Genomic DNA, 22,474 nt, shown 5'->3' with positions numbered 1-22,474 from the left:
TCTCCCGAGTACGCCCTGCGTACGGTCGCCAGCCAGCCCTACAGCCCTGCGTACGGTCAAGGATCCCTCTCTGGACGGGAGCCGGGATCACGCAAGTTCAACAGCCGGCGTCGCGTGCGGCGTCGGCCAGCCCCTCGAACCCGCGGTCAACCCATCCTTCAGTGAGCGTTGACGACCCCATCGCTACCGGCTTGTCGATCAGATGGAATTTCAGGTTGTCGATGTGGCCCAGGATCCGCAGCCAGGGCAGTGCTGTCAGGTCGACCTCGGTCAGTGGGCGCTCGTCGACGTAGCCCTCCAGGAACGGGCCCGCGAACTCGGTCGACATCGCTCCAGCCAGATCCTCGATCTGCCACCCCGGCCCTGCCAAGTCGAAGTCGTAGAAGTACACGGTGCCGTCCTCATCGACGTGGATGTTGTCTAGCGACGCGTCGCCATGTCGTATGCCCCACCGCAGACCTTGCTTCGCGAGTTGCCCTAGCTCAGCCCGCGCCGTGGCGGCGGTCCGCTGCACCAATTGCCGCTGGCTGCTGCCCTCGTCGAGCACTGCGATGACCCGCTCCGGTTCGTCGCCGCGTCGCACGGTCCGTCGCGGGTAGATGCTGTCGAATGAGTCGGCAGCTGCGTGGAGCCTGGCGAGAGTAGCGCCGACCGACCGGTACAGCGCATCGCTCCATGGTGGCTGAGGCTTGCTGCCAGGAACCCATTGGGTCAGCGCAAACGTGCGCGGTCCCTCCGGTGCTTCAACAATTCCGACGAAGTCGCCTGTGTTCGTTGTGACGTCGGCTGCGACGGGAATGCCGGCATTCAACAGTTCTCGGGCCAGACGTTGCTCCCACCGGACCTCATCCGCGTCTAATCGGCCCGACCCGTAAACCTTCAGCACGTAGGCGTCATCGTCAGTGTCGATGCGGTAGACGTCGTTGTTGAACGAGCGCACCAGCGTGGCACCCGAAGGTTCGACGGGATAGTTTTCGGCGACTAGTTCCATCACCGTGGTCACCGTTGGCAGGGACCTTGCCCAAGGGCTCGTCGGCGAAGGGGTGCACACGGGGGCAACCTAGGGGTGCCACGATCGCCCACACCATAGCTTTTCAACCGCCCCCGAGTCGGCCGCGGTGTGTCACATGCCGATCCCCTACTGACACACGAGGGCATCGCGTCGTTGACCGTCTGGCAAGTCACCTGCTCGAAACCCCCGGTGGAAACGAAGTGACCTGGCCGTGAGTCCGACCAGGTGCTGGCGATCAAGAGCTCCGGGCAGGTCACCCGCTCAGCGGACACTCGAATGTTGAGCAGACGTTTCGAGCTCGGCGTGTCACCGAGCGTCCGACCTGCTCGAAAACCAAGGCGGTCTCAACCGGTCAACGCACCACTGAGGAGGATGATGCCGACCGGAGGTGGACGTTGACGTTCTCAGCAGAGCAAGTCGACGAGCTGTGGAGCCGGTGGGGCCGGGGTGAGCCAAGCCGGCTGATTGCCCGGTCACTGAGCTGTCATCCGGTGAAGGTGAGGCGGCTGCTGGCCGCTTCCGGCGGGCTGCGTCCACCAGCTCGGCGGCGCCATCCACGGCACCTGTCGGGATCGGATCGAGAGGAGATCTCCCGCGGGATCGCTGCGGGATGGACGGCCCGGAGGATCGCGACCCAGCTGAGCCGCTCGACCTCGACGGTGTCGCGCGAGATCGCCCGCAATGGCGGGCGAGACGCCTACCGAGCCCAGGCTGCTGACGTAGCGGCGTGGCGGCGGGCTCGCCGACCTAAAGCCACTCGGCTGGGCGCTGACCCCGAGCTGTGCGAGCTGGTCCGGTCCAAGTTGAGCGAGGACTGGTCCCCGCAGCAGATCACCGCCTGGCTGCGCCGTACCCACCCCGACGACTCAGGGAAGCGGGTGTCGCACGAGACGATCTACCGCACCGTCTTCCACGCTGAGCGCCGCGAGCTGGGCTCCAAGCCGTGGCAGCACCTGCGCTCTGGCCGCTCGGTCCGCCACCCGCGAGGGGCCCTTCGCACCGGCCACGGGCGCGGCCGGCTGAAGAACATGGTCTCCATCCGGGACCGGCCCGCCTCGGTGGCTGACCGGGTCGAGGTCGGTCACTGGGAAGGTGACTTGGTGATGGGCCGACGGCCGTCCGCGGTGGCCACCCTGGTCGAGCGCTCCACCCGCTACGTCCGAGTCGTAGCCCTGCCCGACGGCTACAAGGCAGACGCCGTCCGCCGAGCCCTCACCGCTGACCTGGCCCAGCTCCCACCGAGCCTGCGACGCTCGCTGACTTGGGACCGCGGCCGGGAGATGGCCGAGCACGAGCAGCTGGCCACCGACCTCGGGCTCCAGGTCTTCTTCTGCGACCCCAAGAGCCCCTGGCAGCGCGGCAGCAACGAGAACACCAACCGGCTGCTGCGCCAGTACCTGGCCAAGGGAGCCGACCTCAGCGCCCACACGGTCTCCCAGCTCGAGAAGTGGGCCGGGCGGATCAACCGCCGACCACGCCGGGTGCTGGACTGGGACACCGCGGCCACGCGCTTCTCCGCTCACCTCGCTGCCGACAGCGGCGGTGCGTAAGGGGATCTACTACTGAAGCTGGCGGAGGGGACACCGGGCCTGCTTATCCTCCGACCCTGCCACCAGGCCGCTCACGCCGCGGCGGCGCGGCCGAGCAGGTCCCGAACGGCCCGCTGCACCGCGTCGGGCCGGGCGAGTGGGATGGTGAGGTGCGAGGCATCGGGCAGGACACGGTGCTCTCCGCGAGGCGTCTTGGCGGCCATGTCATCGTAGAGCCTTCGGCTCGCCTCGATCTGCTGCCGGACCACCTCGGTACTGCTCAGCAGGGTTTGGGTGGCGTCACTCGCTGCACCGCTGAGGATGATCAGCGGGACGTCTGGCCGCGGCCCCGCGCTTCGGAGCTGGTCGAACATGGCCAGCACGTTGGCTCCCTCCCGGAAGCCGTTGCGGAGCCGTTCAGCATGGAAGTGCCGGTCGACGAGCAGTTCCCGTAGCGGGTCGGGAAACGCGCCGAACAGGCTGGCGAACGCGCTGTGGTACTGCGCAATGAACGTGGCCGGCAGCTCGGGCATGTCGGTAGTGGCCGGCTGGTTCGCCATCTTCAGCGCTTCAGGCATGTAAAGGTCCCAGTCCTCGTGGGCAGGGTCCAGCAGCAGCATCGCGGCGACCTCGTCAGGGAACCGTTGCGCGTGCCGCTGCACGTAGAGCCCGCCCAGGGAGTGTCCAACCAGCAGATGAGGCGGCTCCACACCAAGCAGCCGTAGAAGTTGGCGAAGCTCGTCGATCACCTCATCCATCGGGCGCGGCAGATCGATATCGTCACTCCACCCGGTCCCCGCGCGGTCGTAGATCACCGATGTGGTGGTCCGGGCCACCAACTCGTGGACACGCAACAAGTCGAGCCCGAACCCGCCCGCGCCGGGTAGGAACACGACCGCCGGTTCGCCATTGCCGGCGATGTCGGCCCACAGCCGTCGCCCCTCCAACGGACGCAACTCCCCGAGCGGCAGTTGCCCGGAGGCGCTCACTTGCCACTCCTACCGTGTGCGGACCCGCCCAAGAGACGGTCCAGCTCGTCACCGGCGTCGTCGCTGCCGGCGTCGGACAGCCGCTGCAGCTCGAGCAGGTCACCAGCCGCGACAGCGCGTCGGGTGAGCAGTCGCCCAGCGTGCTCGCTGCCCTCGTCCAGCAACTCACGCAGCTCGTCGACGTCGTCGCGATCGTCGGCCAGGTCAGCTAGTCGGTCCAAGGCGCGTTCGTTGCCCTCACCGGCTAGTGCGCGCAGGGCGTCACGGTCAGCGGTCGGATGCATAACGACATGCTCCAGCGTTGCCCTAGGGGCAAGGTCAAGCATGCGGATCGGCAGGATGATGTGTAGGTGATCACCATCGGCCAGTTGGCCCGCTACGTCGGCGTCAGCACGAAGACGATCAGGTTCTACCACCAGAAGGGGCTGCTGGCCGAGCCGGCGCGCGACGCGTCCGGTTACCGTCGCTACACCGCCCAGCAGGTCGTCGAACTGATCAAGGTCCGCACCCTCGCTGAGGCCGGGCTGCCCCTCGCCGACATCCGCGAAGTGACCGCCGAAGACGATAGCGATCTTGCTACCCACATCCAGCGGGCCGACCGTGATCTCAGCGACCGCATCCGCCGGCTTCGGGCCACCCAGCGTCGGCTCCGGCAGCTCGCCGCTGGCACCCTCCAACTCCTGCCGGGCGACGTCACCGCCCACCTCGAGCAACTCCCCGGGATGGGCTTTAGCCCTCGCTGGGTGAGGTTGGAGACCGACCTGTGGATCCTGGTGTTCGCCACCCACCCCGGTACTGCGGCCGACTTGTTCCGTGACCAGGCACAAGCCCTGACCGATTCGGCGCTGCGGCAGCTGTACCTCGACTACGACGAAGCACACGACCTGGACCCGGACGACCCCCTCATCGATGACCTTGCCCACCGCATCGTCGAAGCATCCAAGGCTCGCTATCGCGCCGACGGCCCGCCCGGTCAAGACGTCGACTCCGACGTTCCCGCCCTAGCTCAGGGCGCCGTCAACGCTTTCTCACCCGCTTGGCGCCGACTTGATCACCTCATCCGGAGCCAGCTGCCACTCTGACGTCGATATCCCACTGCAGCGCCCGTGACGAGACCACTCGGACGTCCCATAGGTCGATCCCCTTGCGGGGCTAGGCCGAAGCGGGTGCCTGCGAGGGTATGGCTTCGACTGGACCACCTGGCTGAACTACGCCAAGCGATCATCACCTGGATCGAGAAGACCTACCACCCCGGCGACAAGCCCGTTCGGTCGACTCACCCGATCGAGTACGAGACCATCCAGAGCACTCAGGTCGCGCTTGCCGCCTGAGAACCACTGTCACCTGTCGGTGCAGCAGTCCCAAGATCACGTGGGACCTTCCTGGTGGCGTGGCCGAAACCGATGAGTCGCCACGGCGAGCCGCTCACCGAGAGCTGCGCGAAGAAGTGGGACTAGATCTGGAGCCAGGTGCGCTGCTCGCGGTGGATTGGGTGAGACGGGTCGGTCAGGTCACGGAGGTCGTTGCGTTCCTCTTCGATGCGGGCAGGACCAACACCTCTGCCTCTGACTTGGCCCTACAGCCCGAGGAGATCGCCGCTGCTCGCTTCGTCACCCTTGACGAGGCCGGAGGGCTGCTCGACCTCGAGGCACACGCCCGGGTTCGCGAAGCGCTGTCGGCGCGGATTAGCCGCGCCGCGCGCTACCTGGAAGATGGCCATGCGGCCGACACCGCATCCTGATGAAGACCGGCAGCCCGGACCTGAAGCGCCGAGCCGCGCACGGTTGGGGATCCCCTTGCGCACACTGCTGACGGCTCGCCGACACGGGCGTTGCTAGTTCAGAAGAGCGGGGTGGGCAGTGCGTTGAGCTTGAAGCGGCCCCGAACCCTTTCCAGCGCTTGCTCGATGTCGGCTTGTGCGGTTGCCACTGGGTCGGCATCGGCTTGGGAGTCCGGCGAGGGACGTCGGACGTGCACGAGGACGTCCTTGCCGCGTTGGTAGATCCGGATCCCAGGGCGGCATCCGGGATCGTGGATGAAAATCACGTTCAGCTCAGCGAGGTCGGACTGGGCCCACCACTCGACGATTCTCCTTGGAGGGCTTCCGAAGAACTGCCCGACGGTGCGCCGGTAGGCCGAGGGGATCTTGTACCGGGGACCGGTGTTGGCACCAGCGCTGATGCGCGGCGCCGGCGCTACGGCCTCCGGGGTGACAACAGACACATCAGGCTGCACCGAGCTGAGGCCCACTCCTGCTGGGCGGCGTCCTTTGGGGGCCACAAGCAACGGCCAGGGATGGAACTCTGACTCGACGGACAGCTCGGTCTGGACGTCGAAGACGCCGAAGGCGTCGCTGTAGCTGTCCAGCCTCACTGTGGTGTCGGTGGTCCAGGTCAGGCTCTGGCTGGTGCGCTTGAAGCCCTCGATGGTGCTGTAGGCCAGGAGCGGCTCGCTCACGCTGACCAGTTCGTCGGTCCGGTGGTTCCACAGCTCCAGCGTGCAGCGGCCGTAGCCGTCATCCATCAGCTCGAAACGTGGGGTGACCCGCCTGCGGCGTGAGGGGCTGGTCTTGCTCCTTCCCTCCCATGAGAACCCCAGCCCGCCGTCCAGCACGTGCTCATAGCAGCTGTCGAGCTGGTCGGCCGGCCAACCGCGGGCAGCCGCCAGACCGCGCATCGTCTGGTCGATAGCGTCCAGAACGAGCCGCGCACGCTTCAACGGCGGCAGAGTCGCCACTGCCTCGGGTACACCCACGTGTGACATCTCGAAGCCTTCCGGCCGCCCCACGACCGGGGCAACCGTCACGTCAGCACTCCGCACCAGGTGGGTCGTGAGCCTTACCGAACCCACCCTGTTGGTGATGCCCACTTCGACGAGGGCTTCGCTGTAGCTTTCACACACCCGTCGAGCTGACCGCAAGAAGGCGTCCTCGGCGGGGGTTTCCACCCAGGGCTTGTCCGGAAATCCTGTGGATGGCCAGAACTCAACGGTCTTTAGGATTGGCACTGGAACCACCTGCCCATCGTCCCGAGGTTGAGCTGCTACATCCGGAGCTCGATACCGACGCCAACCTAGGTGCTAGCCGGGGCAGCCGAGAGTCGGGCCCCACGCGCGATGTGTCCGTGGACTCTACGCGCGTAAGCGAGCTTGGTTCCCGCTCGAAAACGTTCGTCTTGCACGGCCTCGCAGGGCGTCTAGTTGGGGATCGCTGGGCGGACGCTGCAACAGGAACTTAGAGCTGCAACCCCGCTCGTCGAAGGACCAGCCGGTTGTAGGGATTGACCTGGACCGGCAAACGATCCTCAGAGAACCACGCCAGCCCGGCGGTCTCGCCGGCATCATCGGCGCGGAGCCGGCCGCTGAACTCACTTGTCTCGAAGGTGGCTCCGACGACGTAGGCGGCGTAGCCGTCGGGATAGCGAACCACGAATTCGGGCCCGGAGTAGACATCCAGCTGTCGGAGCTGGCCGGCAGTCAGTCCCGTCTCTTCCCACAACTCGCGGCGGGCGGCCCGCTCGAGCGTCTCACCTGGCTCCAGGCGTCCACCGGGCAGTCCCCAGGTGCCGTCGTCAGACCGAAGCTGGAGCAGGACCTGTCCGCCCAGCTGCTGACGGACCAGCACGCCGGCGGCGACAAGGACGTTCTCAGGTGTCACCATCAGCCCATCCTGCCTGGCCATAGCGGATCCGAGTGTGATGGTGGTTCGTAAGCCGGTCCCTCACCGTGCACCCAACCGCTCACCCACAGGCCCGGGCGGCACTTGGCGGAACCAACGCACGTAAGACCCGCACGATGACACGCACGGTGACGGTCCCGTAACTGCAACACTGACCCGGTGACTGGCATCCGCATCGGCTACGCCCGGGTCTCCACCGCCGAGCAAGACCTCACTGCCCAACACGACGGCCTCCTCGCCCTCGGGGTCCAGGCAGAACACATCTACGTCGACCACGGTCTGACCGGCACCAGCCGAGCCCGGCCAGGGCTACGGGAAGCGATGGCTGCAGTCCGCCGCGGCGACACGCTTGTCGTCACCAAACTCGACCGCCTAGCCCGGTCCCTACCCGACGCCCGAGACATCGCCGACGAGCTCACCGCCAAGGGCGTCGCCCTCAGCCTCGGCGGCAGCGTCTACGACCCCACCGACCCCGTCGGCCGGCTGCTGTTCAACGTGCTCAGCATGGTCGCGGAGTTCGAGGCCGACCTGATCCGGATGCGCACCCGCGAAGGCATGGCGGTGGCACGCGCCAAGGGCCGACTCCGCGGCAAGCAGCCCAAGCTCTCAGCATCACAGCGGCGGCACCTGCTCACCCTGCACCAGGCCGGCGAACACACCCAGGCCGAGCTGGCCGAGCTGTTCAGCGTCTCCCGCACCACCATCTACCGCGAGATCCAGCGAGGCTCCGCACTCACGCCTACCGTGTGACCAGCCGTGGTGCGTTGACCGGTTGAGACCACCAACGTCACTGAGCAGTCGAGATGCGGCCGCCGGCGGCTCAAACGGTCAGGCCGGAGCTGGTCCTGTCGACCCTCGTTCGACGAACTCGGGGGTGGCATCGAGTTCACTGGTCGTTGAGCCGGCGGCCTGGACCTCGCGGAGCAGCAGCTGTGCGACGTGGGCTCCGTAGGAGTGGACGTCGTGACTGAGGGCGGAGAGTGGTGGGCTGGTGACTTCGCAGAGGATCGAGTCGTCGTAGGCGACGAGGGACACGTCGGCGGGGACGTCCAGTCCTGCGTCTCGGGCGGCTCCGAGCGCGGCGACGGCCATCAGGTCGTTGTCGAACAGGATCGCTGTGGGTCGCCGGGCGTGACTGAGTAGTGCTGTCGTCGCCTCGCGTCCACTGGCGCTGGAGGAGTCGGTCTCAAGGATGCGGGGGGTGGGCAACCCAGCGCTGGCGCAGGCCTCGATGAAGGCGTCGGTGCGGATGCGGGTCTGAGCCAGGTCGGAGCGTTCGCCTACCCACGCCAAGCGCTCGTGCCCGAGCTGGGACAGCCGGTGGACCGCTGCACGGACGGCGTCGGCGTCAGCGGTCCAGACGGCAGGTAGTCCGGCGGCGTGTGCGGGGTCTCCGACGACCACCGTCGGGAGCTCGAGGTACTTGATGACGTCGAGCCGTTCGTCATTGACCCTGAGGTCGAGGAGGACCAATCCGTCCACGCGGCGCTCGGCCGCCCAGCGTCGGATGGTCGCGATCTCCTCGGCTGGCGACTCGGCGATGTGCATCAGCAGACTGCTCCCCAGCTTGCTGAACTGGTTCTCCAGGCCGGCGAGGAAGCTCATGTAGAACGGCTCGGCCCCGAGGAACCGTGCCGGCCGGCGGAGCACGATGCCCACGGCAGCCACGGGACGTCCCGTCAGTGCGCGGGCGGGGGCGTTCGGGTGCCACCCGAGGTTCTCCGCGATCTCGACGATCCGGGCCCGGGTGTCGTCAGACACTCCCACTCGTCCGTTGAGGGCGAGGGACACAGCGCTCGTCGACACCCCCGCAAGGCGGGCTATGTCGGCCAGGGTCGTCGATCGCCTCACCCGTGAACTGTAACGCATGAGTGCATCCCGTACACCAGCGAAACGGACACGCCAACTGTTGCCACTCAAACGTTTGAGTGTTACGGTCCTGCCGTCTCCATGGCAGAAGCGTGGAGGTCAGCAGCGCGCAGCCAGACCCATCAGTCATGAGCGGGCGCCTGCTGCTCGGGTCCTCGACGACGAAGTGAGGCTTCATGTCCGGAAAGAATCAGCGGCGCGTACTGGCTGCGGCAGCGACCGTGAGCGCCTTGTTGCTCGCCGCCTGCGGCGGCGGAGGCGGGGAGCCAGGGACCAGCCCTGAGACCCCCGCCGCTCTCGACCTGAGCCAGCAGGGTGACATCGAGTTCTGGCGGGGCAAGGACTTCACTGGGCAGATCCCGAAGCTGGTGGAGAAGTTCAACGCCCAGCACCCCAACGGCCAGGTGACGATGGTCGAGCTGCCGGATTCGGCCGATCTGCAGCGCACCCAGATCATCCAGAACCACGAGACCAAGAACGCGAAGGTGGGCGTCGTCCAGGTCGACGTCGTGTGGACTGCTGAGTTCGCCGCGAACGGCTGGATCGAGGAGCTGCCGGCCGACCAGTTCCCGACCGGGGAGATGCTGCCGGCCGCGGTGGCGAGCGCCACCTACTTCGACAAGCTCTACGCCTACCCCATCGCCTCTAACGGAGGCCTGCTGTTCTACCGCAAGGACCTGCTGGACAAGTACGACCTGCAGCCGCCGACCACCTTCGATGAGCTCAAGGCGGCTTGCGACACCATCCGCGACGGTGAGGGCGGCGACGACGACCTGGGCTGCTACGCCGGCCAGTTCCAGAAGTACGAAGGGCTGACCGTCAACTTCGACGAGGCAGTGCACGGCGCCGGCGGCGTCATCGTGGGCCAGGACGGCAAGCCGAACGTGGCCACCCCCGAGGCGGTCACCGGCCTGCAGGCGCTGGTCGACATGTTCGAGGATGGCTACATCCCCGAAGCTGCCATCACCTGGCAGGAGGAGCAGGGCCGGCAGGCCTTCCAGGACGGGGAGCTCATCTTCCACCGCAACTGGCCCTACGTGTACCAGCTGGCCAACGCCACCGACGGCTCCTCCCAGATCGCGGGAGACTTCGACGTCGCACCGCTGCCCGGTGTCAGCGGCCCGGGTGTCTCCAGCCTCGGTGGGGGCAACTACGCGATCGCCAAGAACGCCGCTAACAAGGGCACCGCCGCGGACTTCATCAAGTTCATGGCCGAAGAGGAGCAGCAGAAAGCCAACGCCCTCGCCGCCTCCGAGCCGCCGGCCATCGCCTCCCTGTACAACGACCCCGACATCGTCGAGAAGTACCCGTACTTCCCCACGCTGAAGCAGTCGATTGAGACCGCTCAGCCGCGGCCGCAAGCCGTCCGCTACGGCGACGTCACCCTCGCTATCCAGGACGCCACCTACGGGGCCCTGCAGGGCCAGACCGAGCCGCAGGCGGCGCTGGAGTCGCTGCAGACGAAGCTGACCAGCCTCACCGAGTGACGTCACCTGGTCCGGCGCGGCCCACCGCTGCGCCGGACCAGGTCGCCACCCTCTCCCCCCCGGAACCTCCCGAAAGGAAGTGCTGCGTCATGCCTGCCCGCCTCAGCATCAACCCCTCCCCCACCGGTGCCACGATCGGCTTCACCGCCGCCGCGGGGCAGCAGCTCGACATCGACCAGCCCGTCGTCGTGCAGCTGCTTGGCGGAACCGCTCAATCATTCGGTTACGACGGTGTCGAGGGCAACGCTGAACGAGGATGGGTGGCTGTTGCACGCCCGACCCTGGCAGACGGCACCCGGCTGGTGGTGACCGACCAGTACCGGCTGATCGACGACGACACGCTCGGCATCGAGCGTCAGGGGGCGGTCGCGGAGACGGGGACGGCGGATGGCCTCAGGATCGCGTTCTCCACCCGCACGGCGGTGCACGGGGCGAGGGAGGCGGACTGGCAGTTCTTCATCCCAGGCACCCTGTACAACCGCAACGACAACGACGGCGACGGTGTCGAGGACTACCTCGGCACCTACGTCCAGGACGTCCGCGATGACAAGAACGGCATCCTCGGTGTCCTGGCTCGTGACCCGGGCTCCGGGTCCACGTTCACGATGGCCAGGCTGAACAAGCCGACCTTCGACACCGCGGTGACGCCTGACCAGCTGTCGGAGCGCTACTTCGTGCAGGAGACCGACATCGGCTCTCTCGGTCTCGCTCCCGTCGAGGAGCACCAGGTGGCCCTGCGGGGCAGCTTCCCGTTTTCCGAGGAGTACAGCTTCTGCCTCGACACCGACGGCAGCGGCTGGGCCGGCTACCTCCCGATGCGCACCGGCGTGGCGGCCGAGCTGCACTACGAGCTCCGCGCCACCCACAGCGTGGACCTCACCGAGGCGATCTGGGAGTTTTACGAGAACCAGCGCACGAACCTTGCGACAATCCGCCCCGACCCGGACGTGACGCTGGAGGAGTCCCTCGAGCACCGCCAGCTCCTGACGCAGCTCTACTACCGCAACTGGGAGCCAGAGGAGAACGCCAAGGAGCCCGCCGGCTACCTCGTCCACTTCTCCCCCCGCACCGGCAAGACCCTCGGCTCCCTGCTCGAGTTCGGGTTCTCCGGCGACCAGGCCCTCCTGGCCTACGTCCAGACCGTCTGGGGGCAGCAGAAGGGCGTCCCGCTCTACGCCCAGCGCGCGGCGAGGGTGCTGGACTTCTTCGTCGACCACTGCCAGCTGCCCAACGGCTTCTCACACGGGATCTACGACCCCCTCAACGATCAGTTCACCCACTGGTTCACCGGCATCCTGATGCCCTTCCAGTACGCCGAGGACGAGTCCGCCGTACGCCGCTACGTCGGCAAGCAGATCGCCGACGCTCTGATGCCCATCGCCCGCGAGCTACGCGACCAGCAGGGCAACTACCTGCGCACCATGTGCGAGTCGGTCTACCCGCTGCTGCTCACCTACCTTCGCACCGGGCAGACCCGCGACTCCTGGCGGGCCGCCGGTGAGCGCTTCGGCGCCTTCCTTCTCGACACCCAGGCCGACGACGGCTCCTGGTTCCGCGCCTACGCCCCCGACGGCACCGGACTCACCTCACCCGCCGCCTGGTTCGGCGCCTCCTACCAGGAGCAGAAGAGCGGGACGATCTTCCCCATCCCCGTCCTCGCCCTGCTCCACCAGATCACCGGCGACGACCGCTACCGCCAGGCCGCAGCCAGAGCAGCCGACTTCATCATCGACACCTTCGTCGACCCGGTCGCCTACATGGGCGGCCTGAACGACACCACCCACATCAAGTCGGTCAAGACCGACTCGGTCGGCGTGATGTTCCTGATGCGCTCACTCCTCAAGGCCCACCAGCTCACCGGCGCACCGCGGCACCTGGCCGCAGCGGTCAAGGCGGCCAAGATCCTCGCCTCCTGGGTCTACCTCTGGGACGTCCCCATGCCTCCAGGGACGCTCCTGGACCAAGCCGGCTTCAAGTCCACCGGATGGGCCGGCTGCGACGTCATCGCCGGCGGCACCTACCTCGACAACGAGTTCCTCGAGTTCACCGGCGACCTCGCCAACGTCGCAGTCCTCGCCGACATGCCCGCCCTCCTCGATATCGCCGAGCTCGTCGAGCACGGGATGCAGCACGCGGTCTCCACACCGCGGAACGACCACGGCTACGTCGCCCCGGGCATCCAGTGCGAAGGCGTCCTCACCTCGTACTGGCTCAGCGCCCCCGACACCACTGAGTTCTCCGGCGCCGTGAACAAGGTCAAGGGCGACGACAACGACACCTGCAACGCCCTGATCAACGGCCAAGCCGCCTACGGCCTTTACGACCTCATGGACTCCTTCGGCACCACCGACTTCGCACAGATCCGCCACACAGCCTGGCCGGCGACGTGAGAGGGTCTGCTGCACCTATCGGTGCAGCAGACCCCTGAGCAGACAAAAGTGCCGAGGCGCTGGTGCCGGTGACCTCTGATTCTTCGCCCTGCTGAGCGCCGCCACCTGGTCCGACGCCATCCAGCGCATCAGCAGCGCCTATGGCTTGGACGATCACGCTGCAAGGGCTGCTGGACTACCCCCGCGGGAGCCTCCTGCCCCAAGCCCACCCATGAGGTAGCCCGGGGGATCTCAGTGAAGGGCAGCGGCCGCAACTCACTGGTGGGAGGCTTTTGGGTCTGAGGAGTGAACCGATGAGTTGTGGCGCCGCGGCGGGTCACATTCACGACGTCGCACCGTCCTGGCCAGCGACGTCACCACGGGCTCGGCAGGATCGAGCCAAGCCGACGGCCGCCACCCGGTCGCCGTCATGACCACTGGAGGGCAGAGACGTGCGCGAGCTGGTGTGGACGGGATTCATGTCGGTCGACGGAGTGGTGTACTCCCCCGGCGGCCGGGTCGAGGGGCACCGCAGCGGGGGTTGGGTGATGCACACCCCCTTCGTGCCCGAGGCCTTTTCCCTCAAGGGTGAGGAGCTCGCCGAGACCAGCGCGCTCATGTTCGGCCGTCGCAGCTACGAGGCCTTCGCACCGTTCTGGCGCGACTCCGAGGACCACGCCGCCTACAAGGACCTTCACAAGTACGTCGTCTCCACCAGCCTCGACGACACCGCGCTCGTCGACGGGTGGGGACCTACGCAGATCCTCCGCTTCACCGACGACGTGGCCGCCCTCCGGGACGGCGACGGCGGCGCCGTCTTCATCCACGGCAGCGCCGACCTCGCACGTCGCCTGGCCGACGCCGACCTCATCGACCGCTACAACCTGCTGGTCTTCCCCGTCATCCTCGGAGCCGGCAAGAGCATCTTCAGCCACGCCGACCGCGATCAGCACCGCCTGGCCCTGCGGGAGTCCGACGCCTACTCCAACGGGGTCACCAAGCTGGTCTACGACGTCGTGCGTTGAGGAAGGCCCCGGGAACCGGTGAGGAGCAGGTCCCTACGCGGTGTCTTGCCGATCGCCAACCTCAGTCATCCTGCGTGGCCTAACCTCGGCTCATGGGATCGAGGGGGTCGCTGGCCATGGCCATCACCTCCTCGGTGCTGTTCGTGTTCTCCACGGTCACGCTCGTCGTCGGCACCTCCGACGCCTGGTGGTCGTCGGTGATGTTCGGGATCTTCAGTGCTTACTGGTGTCGTGAGTTCATCTCGGCTCGAGGCGACGAGCGCCGGGGAAGGCTGGCACGACGGGCCGCCCCGCCGCCTGCGTGAGGCCACTCCCTCGTCGAAGGGGTCAGTCGGTGGTCGGCGCTCACCACCGCCGAAAGGCCGACCACATGGACACGCTCCCCAGGGCGAACGAGGCCGCGATCAACGCGCGCAGGTAGTCGAAGCGGTTCCCGAGCCAGTCCGGAGGTCAGCGATATCGCTGCCAGGCAGAGAGTGCGATATCGACGATGTCGGCACGGGGCTCCAGGCCCTGGACCGAGTCGAGGGGCAGCCACCGCGCGAAGTCGGTCGTTCCCCCGACCTCCAACGTGCCCAGGTCTCCGCCCACCACCCTCGCGGGGAAGAACACCCGGACCGATCGGAAGGCCGCGGGGGTCGTGGCCCATCGGCACTGGCGAAGCTGTGCGTGGTCAACGGCCGACCGACGGTGACGTCGTACCCTGTCTCCTCCTTGACCTCTCGCACGACCGCCTCCTCCAGGGACTCGCCGTACTCCACGCCCCCGCCCGGCAGCGTCCATGCCGGGCGTGAGCCGTTGAACCAGGTCAACAAGACCCCGTCGAGAGGATCGACGATCACCCCGTAGGCCGCCAGACGCGTGTCGCAGTCGGAGAAGTGCACCCCCGGAGTCTGTCAGTCACTGACGGGTCCTCCTTGAGAGCAGAGCGCGTGCTGGGTGAAGAGCAAGGGATGAATCTCCCGCGGTCGATCCGTGAGCTCCAGGGTTGTTCTCGTGCAGTCGCCATCACGTGAGCAGCGCCACACGCGGATGTGTCGCACCTTTTCGGGCCCGGTCCTGGCCTCTCGTCCCCCTGGCGCCCAGAGCGGGTGCTGGCCTTGACCGTGTCCTGACCACACGCTGTCGGATGGGCGCGGACCACGGCACCCCGCCGGGGAACGACGACGGAGACAGACACATGGACACCACCGACGACACCGTGCTCGACATCGTGCCCTTTCCGATCCACGTGCCCGAAGCAGACCTCCTCGACCTCCACGAGCGTCTCGAACGGGTCCGGCTACCCGAGCGCGAGACCGTCCAGGACGACTCGCAGGGCCTGCAGCTCCACCGGGTCGAGCACCTCCTCCAGGCGTGGAGGGACCACGACTGGAGAGCAGCGGAGCGCCGCTGGAACGCCATCCCCCATCTCCAGGCGAGGTTCGAGGACCTCGAGGTCGCCTTCTGGCACGTCCGGTCTCCCGTGCCGCAGGCCACACCGCTGATCCTCACGCACGGGTGGCCGGGGTCGGTGCTGGAGTTCGAACGACTCATCGGTCCGCTCACCGACCCGGTCGCGCACGGAGGATCTGAGGAGGACGCGTTCCACGTGGTCATCCCCTCCCTGCCAGGATTCGGCTTCAGCGGACGCACGCGAGCGCCGGGGTGGGACCCCACCCGCACGGCCCACGCATGGGCCTCACTCATGGCCGCACTGGGGTATCCGACGTTCGGCGTGCACGGCACGGACTACGGAGCGTTCGTCAGCATCGAGCTGGCGCGGCTCCACCCCGAGCGCGTCAGCCGCCTGCACCTCACGATGCCCGTGGCCTGGCCCACCCCGCAGGACGTCGAGCACGCCGACGAGACCGAGCAGCGGCTGCTCGCCACGCGCAACCACTACCTGGTCGACGGGTCGGGGTACCAACGCATCCAGGCCACCCGACCCCAGACCATCGGGTACTCCCTCGTCGACTCACCAGCCGGACTGGCCGCCTGGCTGGGGGAGAAGATGGTCGCCTACGCCGACACCCGCCCCGAGGCCGGGGGCGGCGTGAGCGTGGCACAGCAGGTCGACAACATCGCGCTCTACTGGTTCACCCGGACCGGGGCGTCCACCGCGCGGTGGTACTGGGACGCCCAGCGCTGGGCGCCGCAGGGAGCCCGGGAGGAGGACACACAGCCCATCACCGTCCCCACCGCCGCCCTCGTCTTCCCCGGTGAGCCGTTCCCCATCGCGAGGAGGTGGGCGGAGCGTCGCTTCACCAACCTGGTGTCCTGGACCGAACCGGCCCACGGCGGACACTTCGCCGGGTGGGAGCAACCTGACGTGCTGGTAGCCGACCTCCGCGACGTCTTCCGGGCATGACGTCCCGGCCAGCGCGAACCCCGAGTGGATCGCGATGCTCAGCAATACCTACGGTGCCACCCCGGGCTGGCTCGGCAGCGCAGCATGTCCACCACGCCCGCACCGGTCGGAAGAGCGAGAACAGGTCGCTCCATCAGGTCGGATCGTCCGGGGCCGGGAGGTAGCTCACTCCGCACAGGATCGGGGAGCTCGACGACGACGGCGGTCCCGGTGGCTGCCACGGGGCTCGCCGATCTCGCGGCGACGGTGACGCCGCGCGCGTGAACGACCGCCTCGATGGTGGCCCCCGGCCAGAGGGGTCAGACTCCTCCCAGCGCGCGATAGGCGACGACGAAGGCAGCTGCGATGGCGCCAGTCCCGACCACGGTCAGCAGGACCATGAGCACGCCGTGGATCCGGCGGATCAGCATCGCGACGAGGAGCCCGAGGCCGATCAGCCCGATCAGGGTCCAGTAGACGGGGCTCGTCGTGTCGGCGACCACGGTCAGTCCGTAGACCCCCTCGCCGAGACCGATACCTGAGAGGAGCGCCGTGCCAGCGGCGGCCCGCCACGCGGAAGCTGCCCGCAACCAGCTCGTCGCGATCCCGACGAAGGGACCGACCAGGACGCCCACCACGACGAACAACGTCGGGTCATAGGTCAAGCCCTGCAGGTGGGCCGAGGCGGAGTAACCCAGGGTCAAGAGGACGAAGCTCGCCGCCCCGAGCAGCGCCGAGACCGCTGTGCGCACCCGGGCCCACGCCAGCACGAGCACCGTCACCAGGGTCCAGCCGGACGCGGAGTTCGCGAACGAGGTCAGGGCGTCGGGTAGGAGACCTTGGGCGAAGAAGGTCAGCATCCCGCTCAGGAAGCTCACGACGATGACGACCACGACGCGCGTCCATGTCCTCGAGAGCCATCCAGCACGTTCCACCGCACCACCCTAGGGGCCTCCGGCGCCCGACCGTCACCCAGCATGGACACGACGAGCACGGGAGCGGAGGGATCAGACACCACGGTCTGCCGACCCGGACAAGATCCGTCCTCACGCCGACCGGACGTGGATCTCGTCGGGAACGTGGAGAATCGACGTGTGAGCGATGACGCACAGTCGCCGGGCCATGGGCGACTCGTCGAGCCGATGAACCAGGGCCCCGATCAGGAAGGGCTGCCGGCCGAGATCCTCGACGACGTGGCCGGCGTGGCCGGAGCAGAGGTGACCCTCCTCGGTCGCCTGGCCGGGGGCGTCAACGGCGGTGCCGTACGCGTCCGGCTGGCCGGAGGGAGGGACGTCGTGCTCAAAGCACTGCCCCGAGCACACCCGAACCACCTGGACGAGACCTTGCGAGCCCGGAGGGTGGTCGAGCACATGCGCGGGCGCGGCTATCCCACCCCGGCCTGGCTCGGAGTGGGGGCCACAGCCACCCACGTCTGGCACCTGATGGACCTCGTCGACGCGGCTCCGGCGCGAGAGCTGACCCCGTCCCTCGTCGAGCAGCTGATGGAAATCATCGAGCTCCAGGCCGGACAGGCCAGCGAGCCCTACGACCACTGGTCCTACGCCTGGCGGGTCGCCACCGGTCAGGGAAGCGCCACCGCCGGACTGGGCGTCGACCAGACGCCGGAGCAGTCGAACCTCCGCCGGTCCGTGGCCGCGCTCCCGGGGTACTCCCCCGCCGTGTCGGCCCTGGTCGACCGCCTGCGGCTGGTGTGCGCCGACGTCCCACCGCCACGAGAGGCACCTGACATGGTGCATGCCGATCTCGCGACCCCCAGCAACGTCCTGGTCCGCGACGGAGCGGTCGTGGCGGTCGTGGACATCGGCAACGCCGGGAGCGGCACACGGGCCACTGACCTCACCAGCCTCGCGTGGTACTCCTTCCAGAGTCCGCTGCTGGACGGTGTCCGAAGGCGGCTGTGGGCTCGGATCCTCGACCTGCTCGGCTGGGAGGGGGCGGCGGTGCTCGCAGCGTCACACGTCCTGCACATGCTCGAGATCCCCATCCGACAGGACCGCCATGATCTCGTCGGAGAAGTGGTCGAGCGCGGCCACCGCACGCTCGACGAGCTGATCGCGCTTCGGTAGCTGTCGCCGGCAGAGGTCCCACTGGCGGTGCTCACAGCTCGACGCTGACGTCGTCATGCACCAGGACGGCCCGTTGAGCTTCGACGCGCCGCGGGCGCGGTTGGTCGCTGACCCTCGCCGCACCTGCGCTCGAACGGCCTCCGGCCACGGGCAGGACGCCCGTGGCCGGAGCACCACACGATCCTGGGCAGAGGCGCAGGTCAGACCTCGCGCGTCTTCGGCGAGCTCTCCAGCGTCTTCGCCGGGTCGCTCACCACGGCGTCGCCGAGGACGTCGTCGATCTTGGCCAGCAGCGCCGGCTCCAGGGTGACCCCGGCGGCGGCCACGTTGTCGAAGACCTGCTCGGGCCGGGAGGCGCCGATGATCGCCGTCGCCACGTTGTCGTTCTGCAGCACCCAGGCGATGGCCAGCGCGGCCATCGACAGCCCGGCCTCGTCGGCGATCGGCTTCAGCTGCTGGACGCGCTCGAGGACGTCGTCCTTCATCCAGCGGGCGATCATGTTGGCCCCGCCCTTGTCGTCGGTGGCCCGCGAGCCCTCGGGCAGCTCCTGGCCGGGCACGTACTTGCCCGTCAGCACGCCCTGCGCGATCGGGGACCAGACCACCTGGGAGATCCCGAGCTCCTTCGACGCCGGCACGACCTCGCCCTCGATGACGCGCCACAGCATCGAGTACTGCGGCTGGTTGGAGATCAGCTGGAAGCCGAGCTCCTTCGCCAGCGCCGCCCCGTCGCGCAGCTGGTCCGCGGTCCACTCCGAGACGCCGACGTAGAGCACCTTGCCCGCCCGGACGAGGTCGGCGAAGGCCTGCATCGTCTCCTCGAGCGGGGTCTCGTAGTCGTAGCGGTGGGCCTGGTAGAGGTCGATGTAGTCGGTCTGCAGCCGGGACAAGGAGCCGTGGGCGGCCTCCATGATGTGCTTGCGGGACAGCCCCAGGTCGTTGTGACCCTTGGGGCCGATCGGACCGAAGACCTTGGTGAAGATCTCCAGCGACTCCCGACGCTCGCCCTTCAGCGCCTCGCCGAGGACCGTCTCGGCCTTGGTGTTGGCGTAGACGTCAGCGGTGTCGAAGGTGGTGATGCCGGCCTCCAGGGAGGCCTTGACGCAGGCGTGGGCCTGCTCGTTCTCCACCTGCGAGCCGTGGGTCAGCCAGTTGCCGTAGGTGATCTCCGAGATCTTGAGGCCGGAGTTGCCGAGGTAGCGGAATTCCATGGGGTCAACCTAGACGGGCCCCGCCGTCGCTCCTCCAGGTGGTCCCCAGTCGGTGAGCGGCCGCCCGCCCACACCAGGTGTCCTTTCGGGGATGGCAGGCCATCGGCTCGGGTTCAGGGACGCCGCGGACCCGGCGAGTCGTCGAGCACGTGCGCGAGGTCGCTCATCCCATCCCGGCCAGGCTCGCAGTGAGGACTGCACCACTGATGTGTGGCGCCTGATGGACTTCGGTACCTGGTCATCGCGCTCCTCCGGGGTTCACGCCGCTTCGCGTCCTCGTTTGCGGGAGCTAATCGGGTGCTGTCCTCGCTCCTCTGATCACGAACACCGCGCCCGCGAACACCAGCATGACGACCGCGCTACTGAGGTCCAGGAGGCTGGCGTCGCGGTCGAAGGGGTTGAGCGCCTGGAGCCCGGTCTCGTTCTGCGGTCCGGTGACCCCGATGAGTCCCGCGGCGTAGGCAGGGATCCACGCGAAGCGATCCTCCATCACGACACGGGCGAGGGTGGTCAGGGCGAGGGCGAGGTAGGTGTTCTCCACCAGCACCTGCCCGGCCTCGGCCACCGGACTCGTCAGTGCGGCCAGCCCCAGGGCCAGCAGGCTGATGGAGGTCAGGACGGCCAGCAGCACCACTCGTGCGGGGCAGAGGGATCGTGGCGCACCGCGCTCCATGACCGCCGTGGCACCCAGGCACACGCTGAAGCTCGGGACCACGAAGAGCGGGCACAGGTTGAACACCACCGCCGCGGCGTAGGGAGTCAGCTCCGAGCTGGTGTAAGGGATCGGCAGGCGCGCCGTGAGCAACGCGACCGCAGCCCAGAAGATGGCGACCGCGGCGAACCAGTCGACCCGGTGCGCGAGCAGGTACACCTCGATCAGGGAGCGGTGACGGCCAGTCAGCGCGGCAGGCACTCGAGCCCCGCTGGGGTGGCACGAAACCAGGCGGCCTGTTCTGCGGCAGGTTGGTCGAGGACCCGCTGCACCTCGTCAGACAGCACGGGCAGCAGGGCCTCGTCGTGGCGCGCCATGAGCCAGGTCTCTCGGTCCCGCTGCTCCTCGAACGGCACCCCCGCGAGTCGGGCGCTGCTGTCACCGCACCACGCCCAGGCCGTCGTGGCCACCGCGATCGCCTCAGCGAGGCTGGGGCGGTCTGGGTACCACAACCGGGCATCGATCCACCCCGGCGGACGAGCCAGCCCGTGGTCCACTACTCCTTGAGGAACCTCGCCACTGGTGGCCAGAGGTTCCCACATCCCCTTCGCCACCACCGCGGTGCTGTCCAACGCGTCGACGTCGTCGGGCCACACGCACACCGCCACCCGACCTGCCCCCGGTCCTGAGCACACCTTCGGACCGTCGGCGTCGTGGACGTCCACGCTCCGTGGGACCGTCTCCGCCGACACCACCGTGCTGCTGATGAGCAGGCAGACGGCTGCGAGCGCCGCCGTGGCGCCCGCCACCGCACGGCTGGCCCGGCGTCTCGAGGTCAGCAGGTGCACCAACGACCAGGCCACGACCGCGCTGACCAGGGTCGAGAGGACCTGCATCCCCACGAAGCTGACCTCCGGGACGAGGCTCGGGGTGAAGACTCCACCGCCGATCGGGCTGAACATGGCGGTTCGCTCCGACTGGTGGGCCAGCGTGGCGTTGCCCACCCACAGCAGCAGCACACTGACCGGCACCGCGACCGCGAAGTGCAGGAGCCGACCCAGCAACCAGCCGACCGTCGCCGCCTGCAGCACCCATCCCGCCGGGACCACCAGCAGCAGGTAGGTCCACGGCCTCGGCGCCATCACCTGACCCGTGATGGTCATCGAGCACCCGACCAGCACCGCCACGCAGCACCAACCCAGGACGGCTGTCAGCACCATCGACAGCAGAGCCGCCAGGCTCCTTCGGCGTGCTGTCCCCGACGTCGGGTGCTGGGTCCGGAAGCGATGGCTGTCGACCGCAGCCGCTGCGCAGACTGCGAAGGCCACGTAGCCGGCGGCGTTCCCTGCGCGTAGCGCGCTGTCGTCCCAGCTGGTGCCCACCCAGCCGGCGTTGGAGCCCGCGACCGCTGCCAGCACCAACCCCAGTGGCACCAGGAACCGCGCCGCCGACGTGGAGAGCAGCAGCCAGGCCAGCGAGCGCCTCACCGGCTTCCGCTCTCCCGCGGTGGCCGTTGCAGCGCAGCGAAGTAGGCGCTCTCTGCTGAACCCTCACCGAGTTCCAGGAACTGCGAGGGTCCGCCGCTGAAGGTCAGTCTGCCCTCGTGCAGGACATGCACATCGGCCTCCAGCGTCTCGACGTCCTGGAGCAGATGGGTGCTGAGGATCACGCAGTGCTCCGCGGCGTACGACGTGACCAGTGAGCGCAGCGACGCCTGCTGGCCGGGGTCGAGACCGCTCATCGGCTCATCGAGCAACAGCACCGCCGGCCGGTGGGCGACGGCCGCAGCGAACGTGGCGCGTCGTCGCATCCCGCCCGACAACGAGCTGAGCTTGTCCCCAGTCCGATCCCGCAGCCCGACCTGGGAGCACGCGGCGACCGCCGCGGCGGTTGCTTCGCGCCAGCCCAGCCCCTGCAACCACGCGGCGTAGGTGACGTAGTCCAGCAGCCGGAGGTGCAACGGTAGGACAGGTTCCTGCGGCATCAGGCCCGTTCCGGCCGCCTTGCGCCGGTCGCTGGCCGGCCCTTCGATGCGCACTGTTCCCTCCGAGCGGAGCTGGCCCGCGAGGACCCGGAGCAACGTGCTCTTGCCCGCTCCGTTGGGACCGAGCAGCACGTGCAACCCGCTGCCAGCCCGCACGTCCACGGAGTCCAACGCCAGTCGCCGCCGGTACCAGACCGTCAGCCCTCGGCCCGTGATCATGAGGGGTGACGCCGTGACTGTCAGCGTCCGCTCCCG

General features: G+C 68.2%; 21 protein-coding genes and 1 pseudogene. 10 read left to right on the top strand and 12 right to left on the bottom strand.

What is annotated here, in order from left to right; translation table 11 throughout:
• Window positions 1-97: 97 nt before the first annotated feature.
• The gene (locus tag BLT52_RS11025) at window positions 98-1,003 is read right to left on the bottom strand and encodes a phosphotransferase enzyme family protein (RefSeq protein ID WP_090593394.1); all 906 of its coding nucleotides are present in this window, start codon (window positions 1,001-1,003) and stop codon (window positions 98-100) included.
• 500 nt (window positions 1,004-1,503) lie between these two features.
• On the opposite strand from BLT52_RS11025, the gene BLT52_RS11020 reads away from it, so the two are divergent.
• A complete protein-coding gene (locus tag BLT52_RS11020) occupies window positions 1,504-2,562 on the top strand; it encodes an IS30 family transposase (RefSeq protein WP_331712566.1) in 1,059 nt (352 codons plus the stop codon).
• A gap of 71 nt (window positions 2,563-2,633) precedes the next feature.
• Here the strand turns inward: BLT52_RS11020 and BLT52_RS11015 are convergent, their stop codons facing one another.
• Both BLT52_RS11015 and BLT52_RS11010 read right to left on the bottom strand, forming a co-directional pair.
• A complete protein-coding gene (locus BLT52_RS11015; RefSeq protein ID WP_090593387.1) occupies window positions 2,634-3,530 on the bottom strand; it encodes an alpha/beta fold hydrolase in 897 nt (298 codons plus the stop codon).
• Complete coding sequence (locus tag BLT52_RS11010; protein WP_090596619.1) at window positions 3,527-3,814, bottom strand: hypothetical protein; 288 nt, start codon at window positions 3,812-3,814, stop codon at window positions 3,527-3,529. Before BLT52_RS11010 ends, BLT52_RS11015 begins: the two co-directional genes overlap by 4 nt.
• Before the next feature lie 66 nt (window positions 3,815-3,880).
• Here BLT52_RS11010 and BLT52_RS11005 point away from each other — a divergent pair, with 66 nt between their 5' ends.
• Together BLT52_RS11005 and BLT52_RS11000 are read left to right on the top strand one after the other, a co-directional pair.
• Window positions 3,881-4,612 (top strand): MerR family transcriptional regulator, encoded by a 732-nt coding sequence (locus BLT52_RS11005; RefSeq protein ID WP_090593384.1) that lies wholly within the window; start codon window positions 3,881-3,883, stop codon window positions 4,610-4,612.
• A 146-nt stretch (window positions 4,613-4,758) separates the two neighbouring features.
• Window positions 4,759-5,271, top strand: a complete 513-nt coding sequence (locus BLT52_RS11000) for an NUDIX domain-containing protein (RefSeq protein ID WP_157677306.1) — start codon at window positions 4,759-4,761, stop codon at window positions 5,269-5,271.
• Between the two features lie 98 nt (window positions 5,272-5,369).
• Here BLT52_RS11000 and BLT52_RS10995 read toward each other — a convergent pair whose 3' ends face one another.
• Entirely contained in the window at window positions 5,370-6,476 is a 1,107-nt protein-coding gene (locus tag BLT52_RS10995; protein WP_157677079.1) for a hypothetical protein, read from the bottom strand.
• A gap of 286 nt (window positions 6,477-6,762) precedes the next feature.
• On the bottom strand, window positions 6,763-7,188 hold the full coding sequence (locus BLT52_RS10990) for an NUDIX domain-containing protein (RefSeq protein WP_157677078.1): 426 nt from the start codon (window positions 7,186-7,188) through the stop codon (window positions 6,763-6,765).
• Window positions 7,189-7,365: 177 nt separating this feature from the next.
• Here BLT52_RS10990 and BLT52_RS10985 point away from each other — a divergent pair, with 177 nt between their 5' ends.
• Entirely contained in the window at window positions 7,366-7,956 is a 591-nt protein-coding gene (locus tag BLT52_RS10985; RefSeq protein ID WP_231946265.1) for a recombinase family protein, read from the top strand.
• 78 nt (window positions 7,957-8,034) lie between these two features.
• On the opposite strand, the gene BLT52_RS10980 is transcribed toward BLT52_RS10985, so the two are convergent.
• Window positions 8,035-9,057 (bottom strand): LacI family DNA-binding transcriptional regulator, encoded by a 1,023-nt coding sequence (locus BLT52_RS10980; RefSeq protein ID WP_172804025.1) that lies wholly within the window; start codon window positions 9,055-9,057, stop codon window positions 8,035-8,037.
• A 239-nt stretch (window positions 9,058-9,296) separates the two neighbouring features.
• On the opposite strand from BLT52_RS10980, the gene BLT52_RS10975 reads away from it, so the two are divergent.
• From BLT52_RS10975 to BLT52_RS10960, 4 genes are all read left to right on the top strand, one after another.
• Entirely contained in the window at window positions 9,297-10,562 is a 1,266-nt protein-coding gene (locus BLT52_RS10975) for an ABC transporter substrate-binding protein (protein WP_231946264.1), read from the top strand.
• 89 nt (window positions 10,563-10,651) lie between these two features.
• Window positions 10,652-12,952 (top strand): hypothetical protein, encoded by a 2,301-nt coding sequence (locus tag BLT52_RS10970; protein ID WP_090593364.1) that lies wholly within the window; start codon window positions 10,652-10,654, stop codon window positions 12,950-12,952.
• Between the two features lie 431 nt (window positions 12,953-13,383).
• Complete coding sequence (locus BLT52_RS10965) at window positions 13,384-13,956, top strand: dihydrofolate reductase family protein (protein ID WP_090593361.1); 573 nt, start codon at window positions 13,384-13,386, stop codon at window positions 13,954-13,956.
• A 116-nt stretch (window positions 13,957-14,072) separates the two neighbouring features.
• Window positions 14,073-14,261, top strand: a complete 189-nt coding sequence (locus BLT52_RS10960; protein ID WP_090593358.1) for a hypothetical protein — start codon at window positions 14,073-14,075, stop codon at window positions 14,259-14,261.
• Between the two features lie 99 nt (window positions 14,262-14,360).
• Here BLT52_RS10960 and BLT52_RS21690 read toward each other — a convergent pair whose 3' ends face one another.
• A complete protein-coding gene (locus BLT52_RS21690; RefSeq protein ID WP_269457609.1) occupies window positions 14,361-14,798 on the bottom strand; it encodes an NUDIX hydrolase in 438 nt (145 codons plus the stop codon).
• Between the two features lie 338 nt (window positions 14,799-15,136).
• Here BLT52_RS21690 and BLT52_RS10950 point away from each other — a divergent pair, with 338 nt between their 5' ends.
• Window positions 15,137-16,306, top strand: coding sequence for an epoxide hydrolase family protein (locus tag BLT52_RS10950; protein ID WP_090593355.1), 1,170 nt, complete (start codon window positions 15,137-15,139; stop codon window positions 16,304-16,306).
• Window positions 16,307-16,605: 299 nt separating this feature from the next.
• Here the strand turns inward: BLT52_RS10950 and BLT52_RS10945 are convergent, their stop codons facing one another.
• The gene (locus BLT52_RS10945) at window positions 16,606-17,220 is read right to left on the bottom strand and encodes a DUF6518 family protein (RefSeq protein ID WP_090593353.1); all 615 of its coding nucleotides are present in this window, start codon (window positions 17,218-17,220) and stop codon (window positions 16,606-16,608) included.
• A 126-nt stretch (window positions 17,221-17,346) separates the two neighbouring features.
• Between BLT52_RS10945 and BLT52_RS10940 the strand changes: the two genes are divergently transcribed.
• Window positions 17,347-18,372, top strand: coding sequence for a phosphotransferase family protein (locus BLT52_RS10940; protein WP_197679003.1), 1,026 nt, complete (start codon window positions 17,347-17,349; stop codon window positions 18,370-18,372).
• A 200-nt stretch (window positions 18,373-18,572) separates the two neighbouring features.
• Here the strand turns inward: BLT52_RS10940 and BLT52_RS10935 are convergent, their stop codons facing one another.
• The 4 genes and pseudogenes from BLT52_RS10935 to BLT52_RS10920 all read right to left on the bottom strand — a co-directional run.
• Entirely contained in the window at window positions 18,573-19,583 is a 1,011-nt protein-coding gene (locus BLT52_RS10935) for an aldo/keto reductase family protein (protein WP_090593350.1), read from the bottom strand.
• Window positions 19,584-19,872: 289 nt separating this feature from the next.
• Window positions 19,873-20,496: a hypothetical protein gene (locus BLT52_RS10930; RefSeq protein ID WP_090593347.1), complete on the bottom strand. Its 624-nt coding sequence runs from the start codon at window positions 20,494-20,496 to the stop codon at window positions 19,873-19,875.
• Window positions 20,481-21,722, bottom strand: a complete 1,242-nt coding sequence (locus tag BLT52_RS10925; protein WP_090593344.1) for a hypothetical protein — start codon at window positions 21,720-21,722, stop codon at window positions 20,481-20,483. The genes BLT52_RS10930 and BLT52_RS10925 overlap by 16 nt, the downstream gene beginning before the upstream one ends.
• Window positions 21,719-22,399, bottom strand: a pseudogene (locus BLT52_RS10920) (ATP-binding cassette domain-containing protein); the annotation flags it as partial. The pseudogene BLT52_RS10920 and the gene BLT52_RS10925, both read right to left, overlap by 4 nt.
• Window positions 22,400-22,474: the final 75 nt, after the last annotated feature.

Origin of the sequence: Auraticoccus monumenti (genome assembly GCF_900101785.1) — a bacterium.
GTDB lineage: Bacteria > Actinomycetota > Actinomycetes > Propionibacteriales > Propionibacteriaceae > Auraticoccus > Auraticoccus monumenti.
Note: the sequence above shows the minus strand (reverse complement) of the source record. Positions and strands in the feature narration are given on the sequence as shown.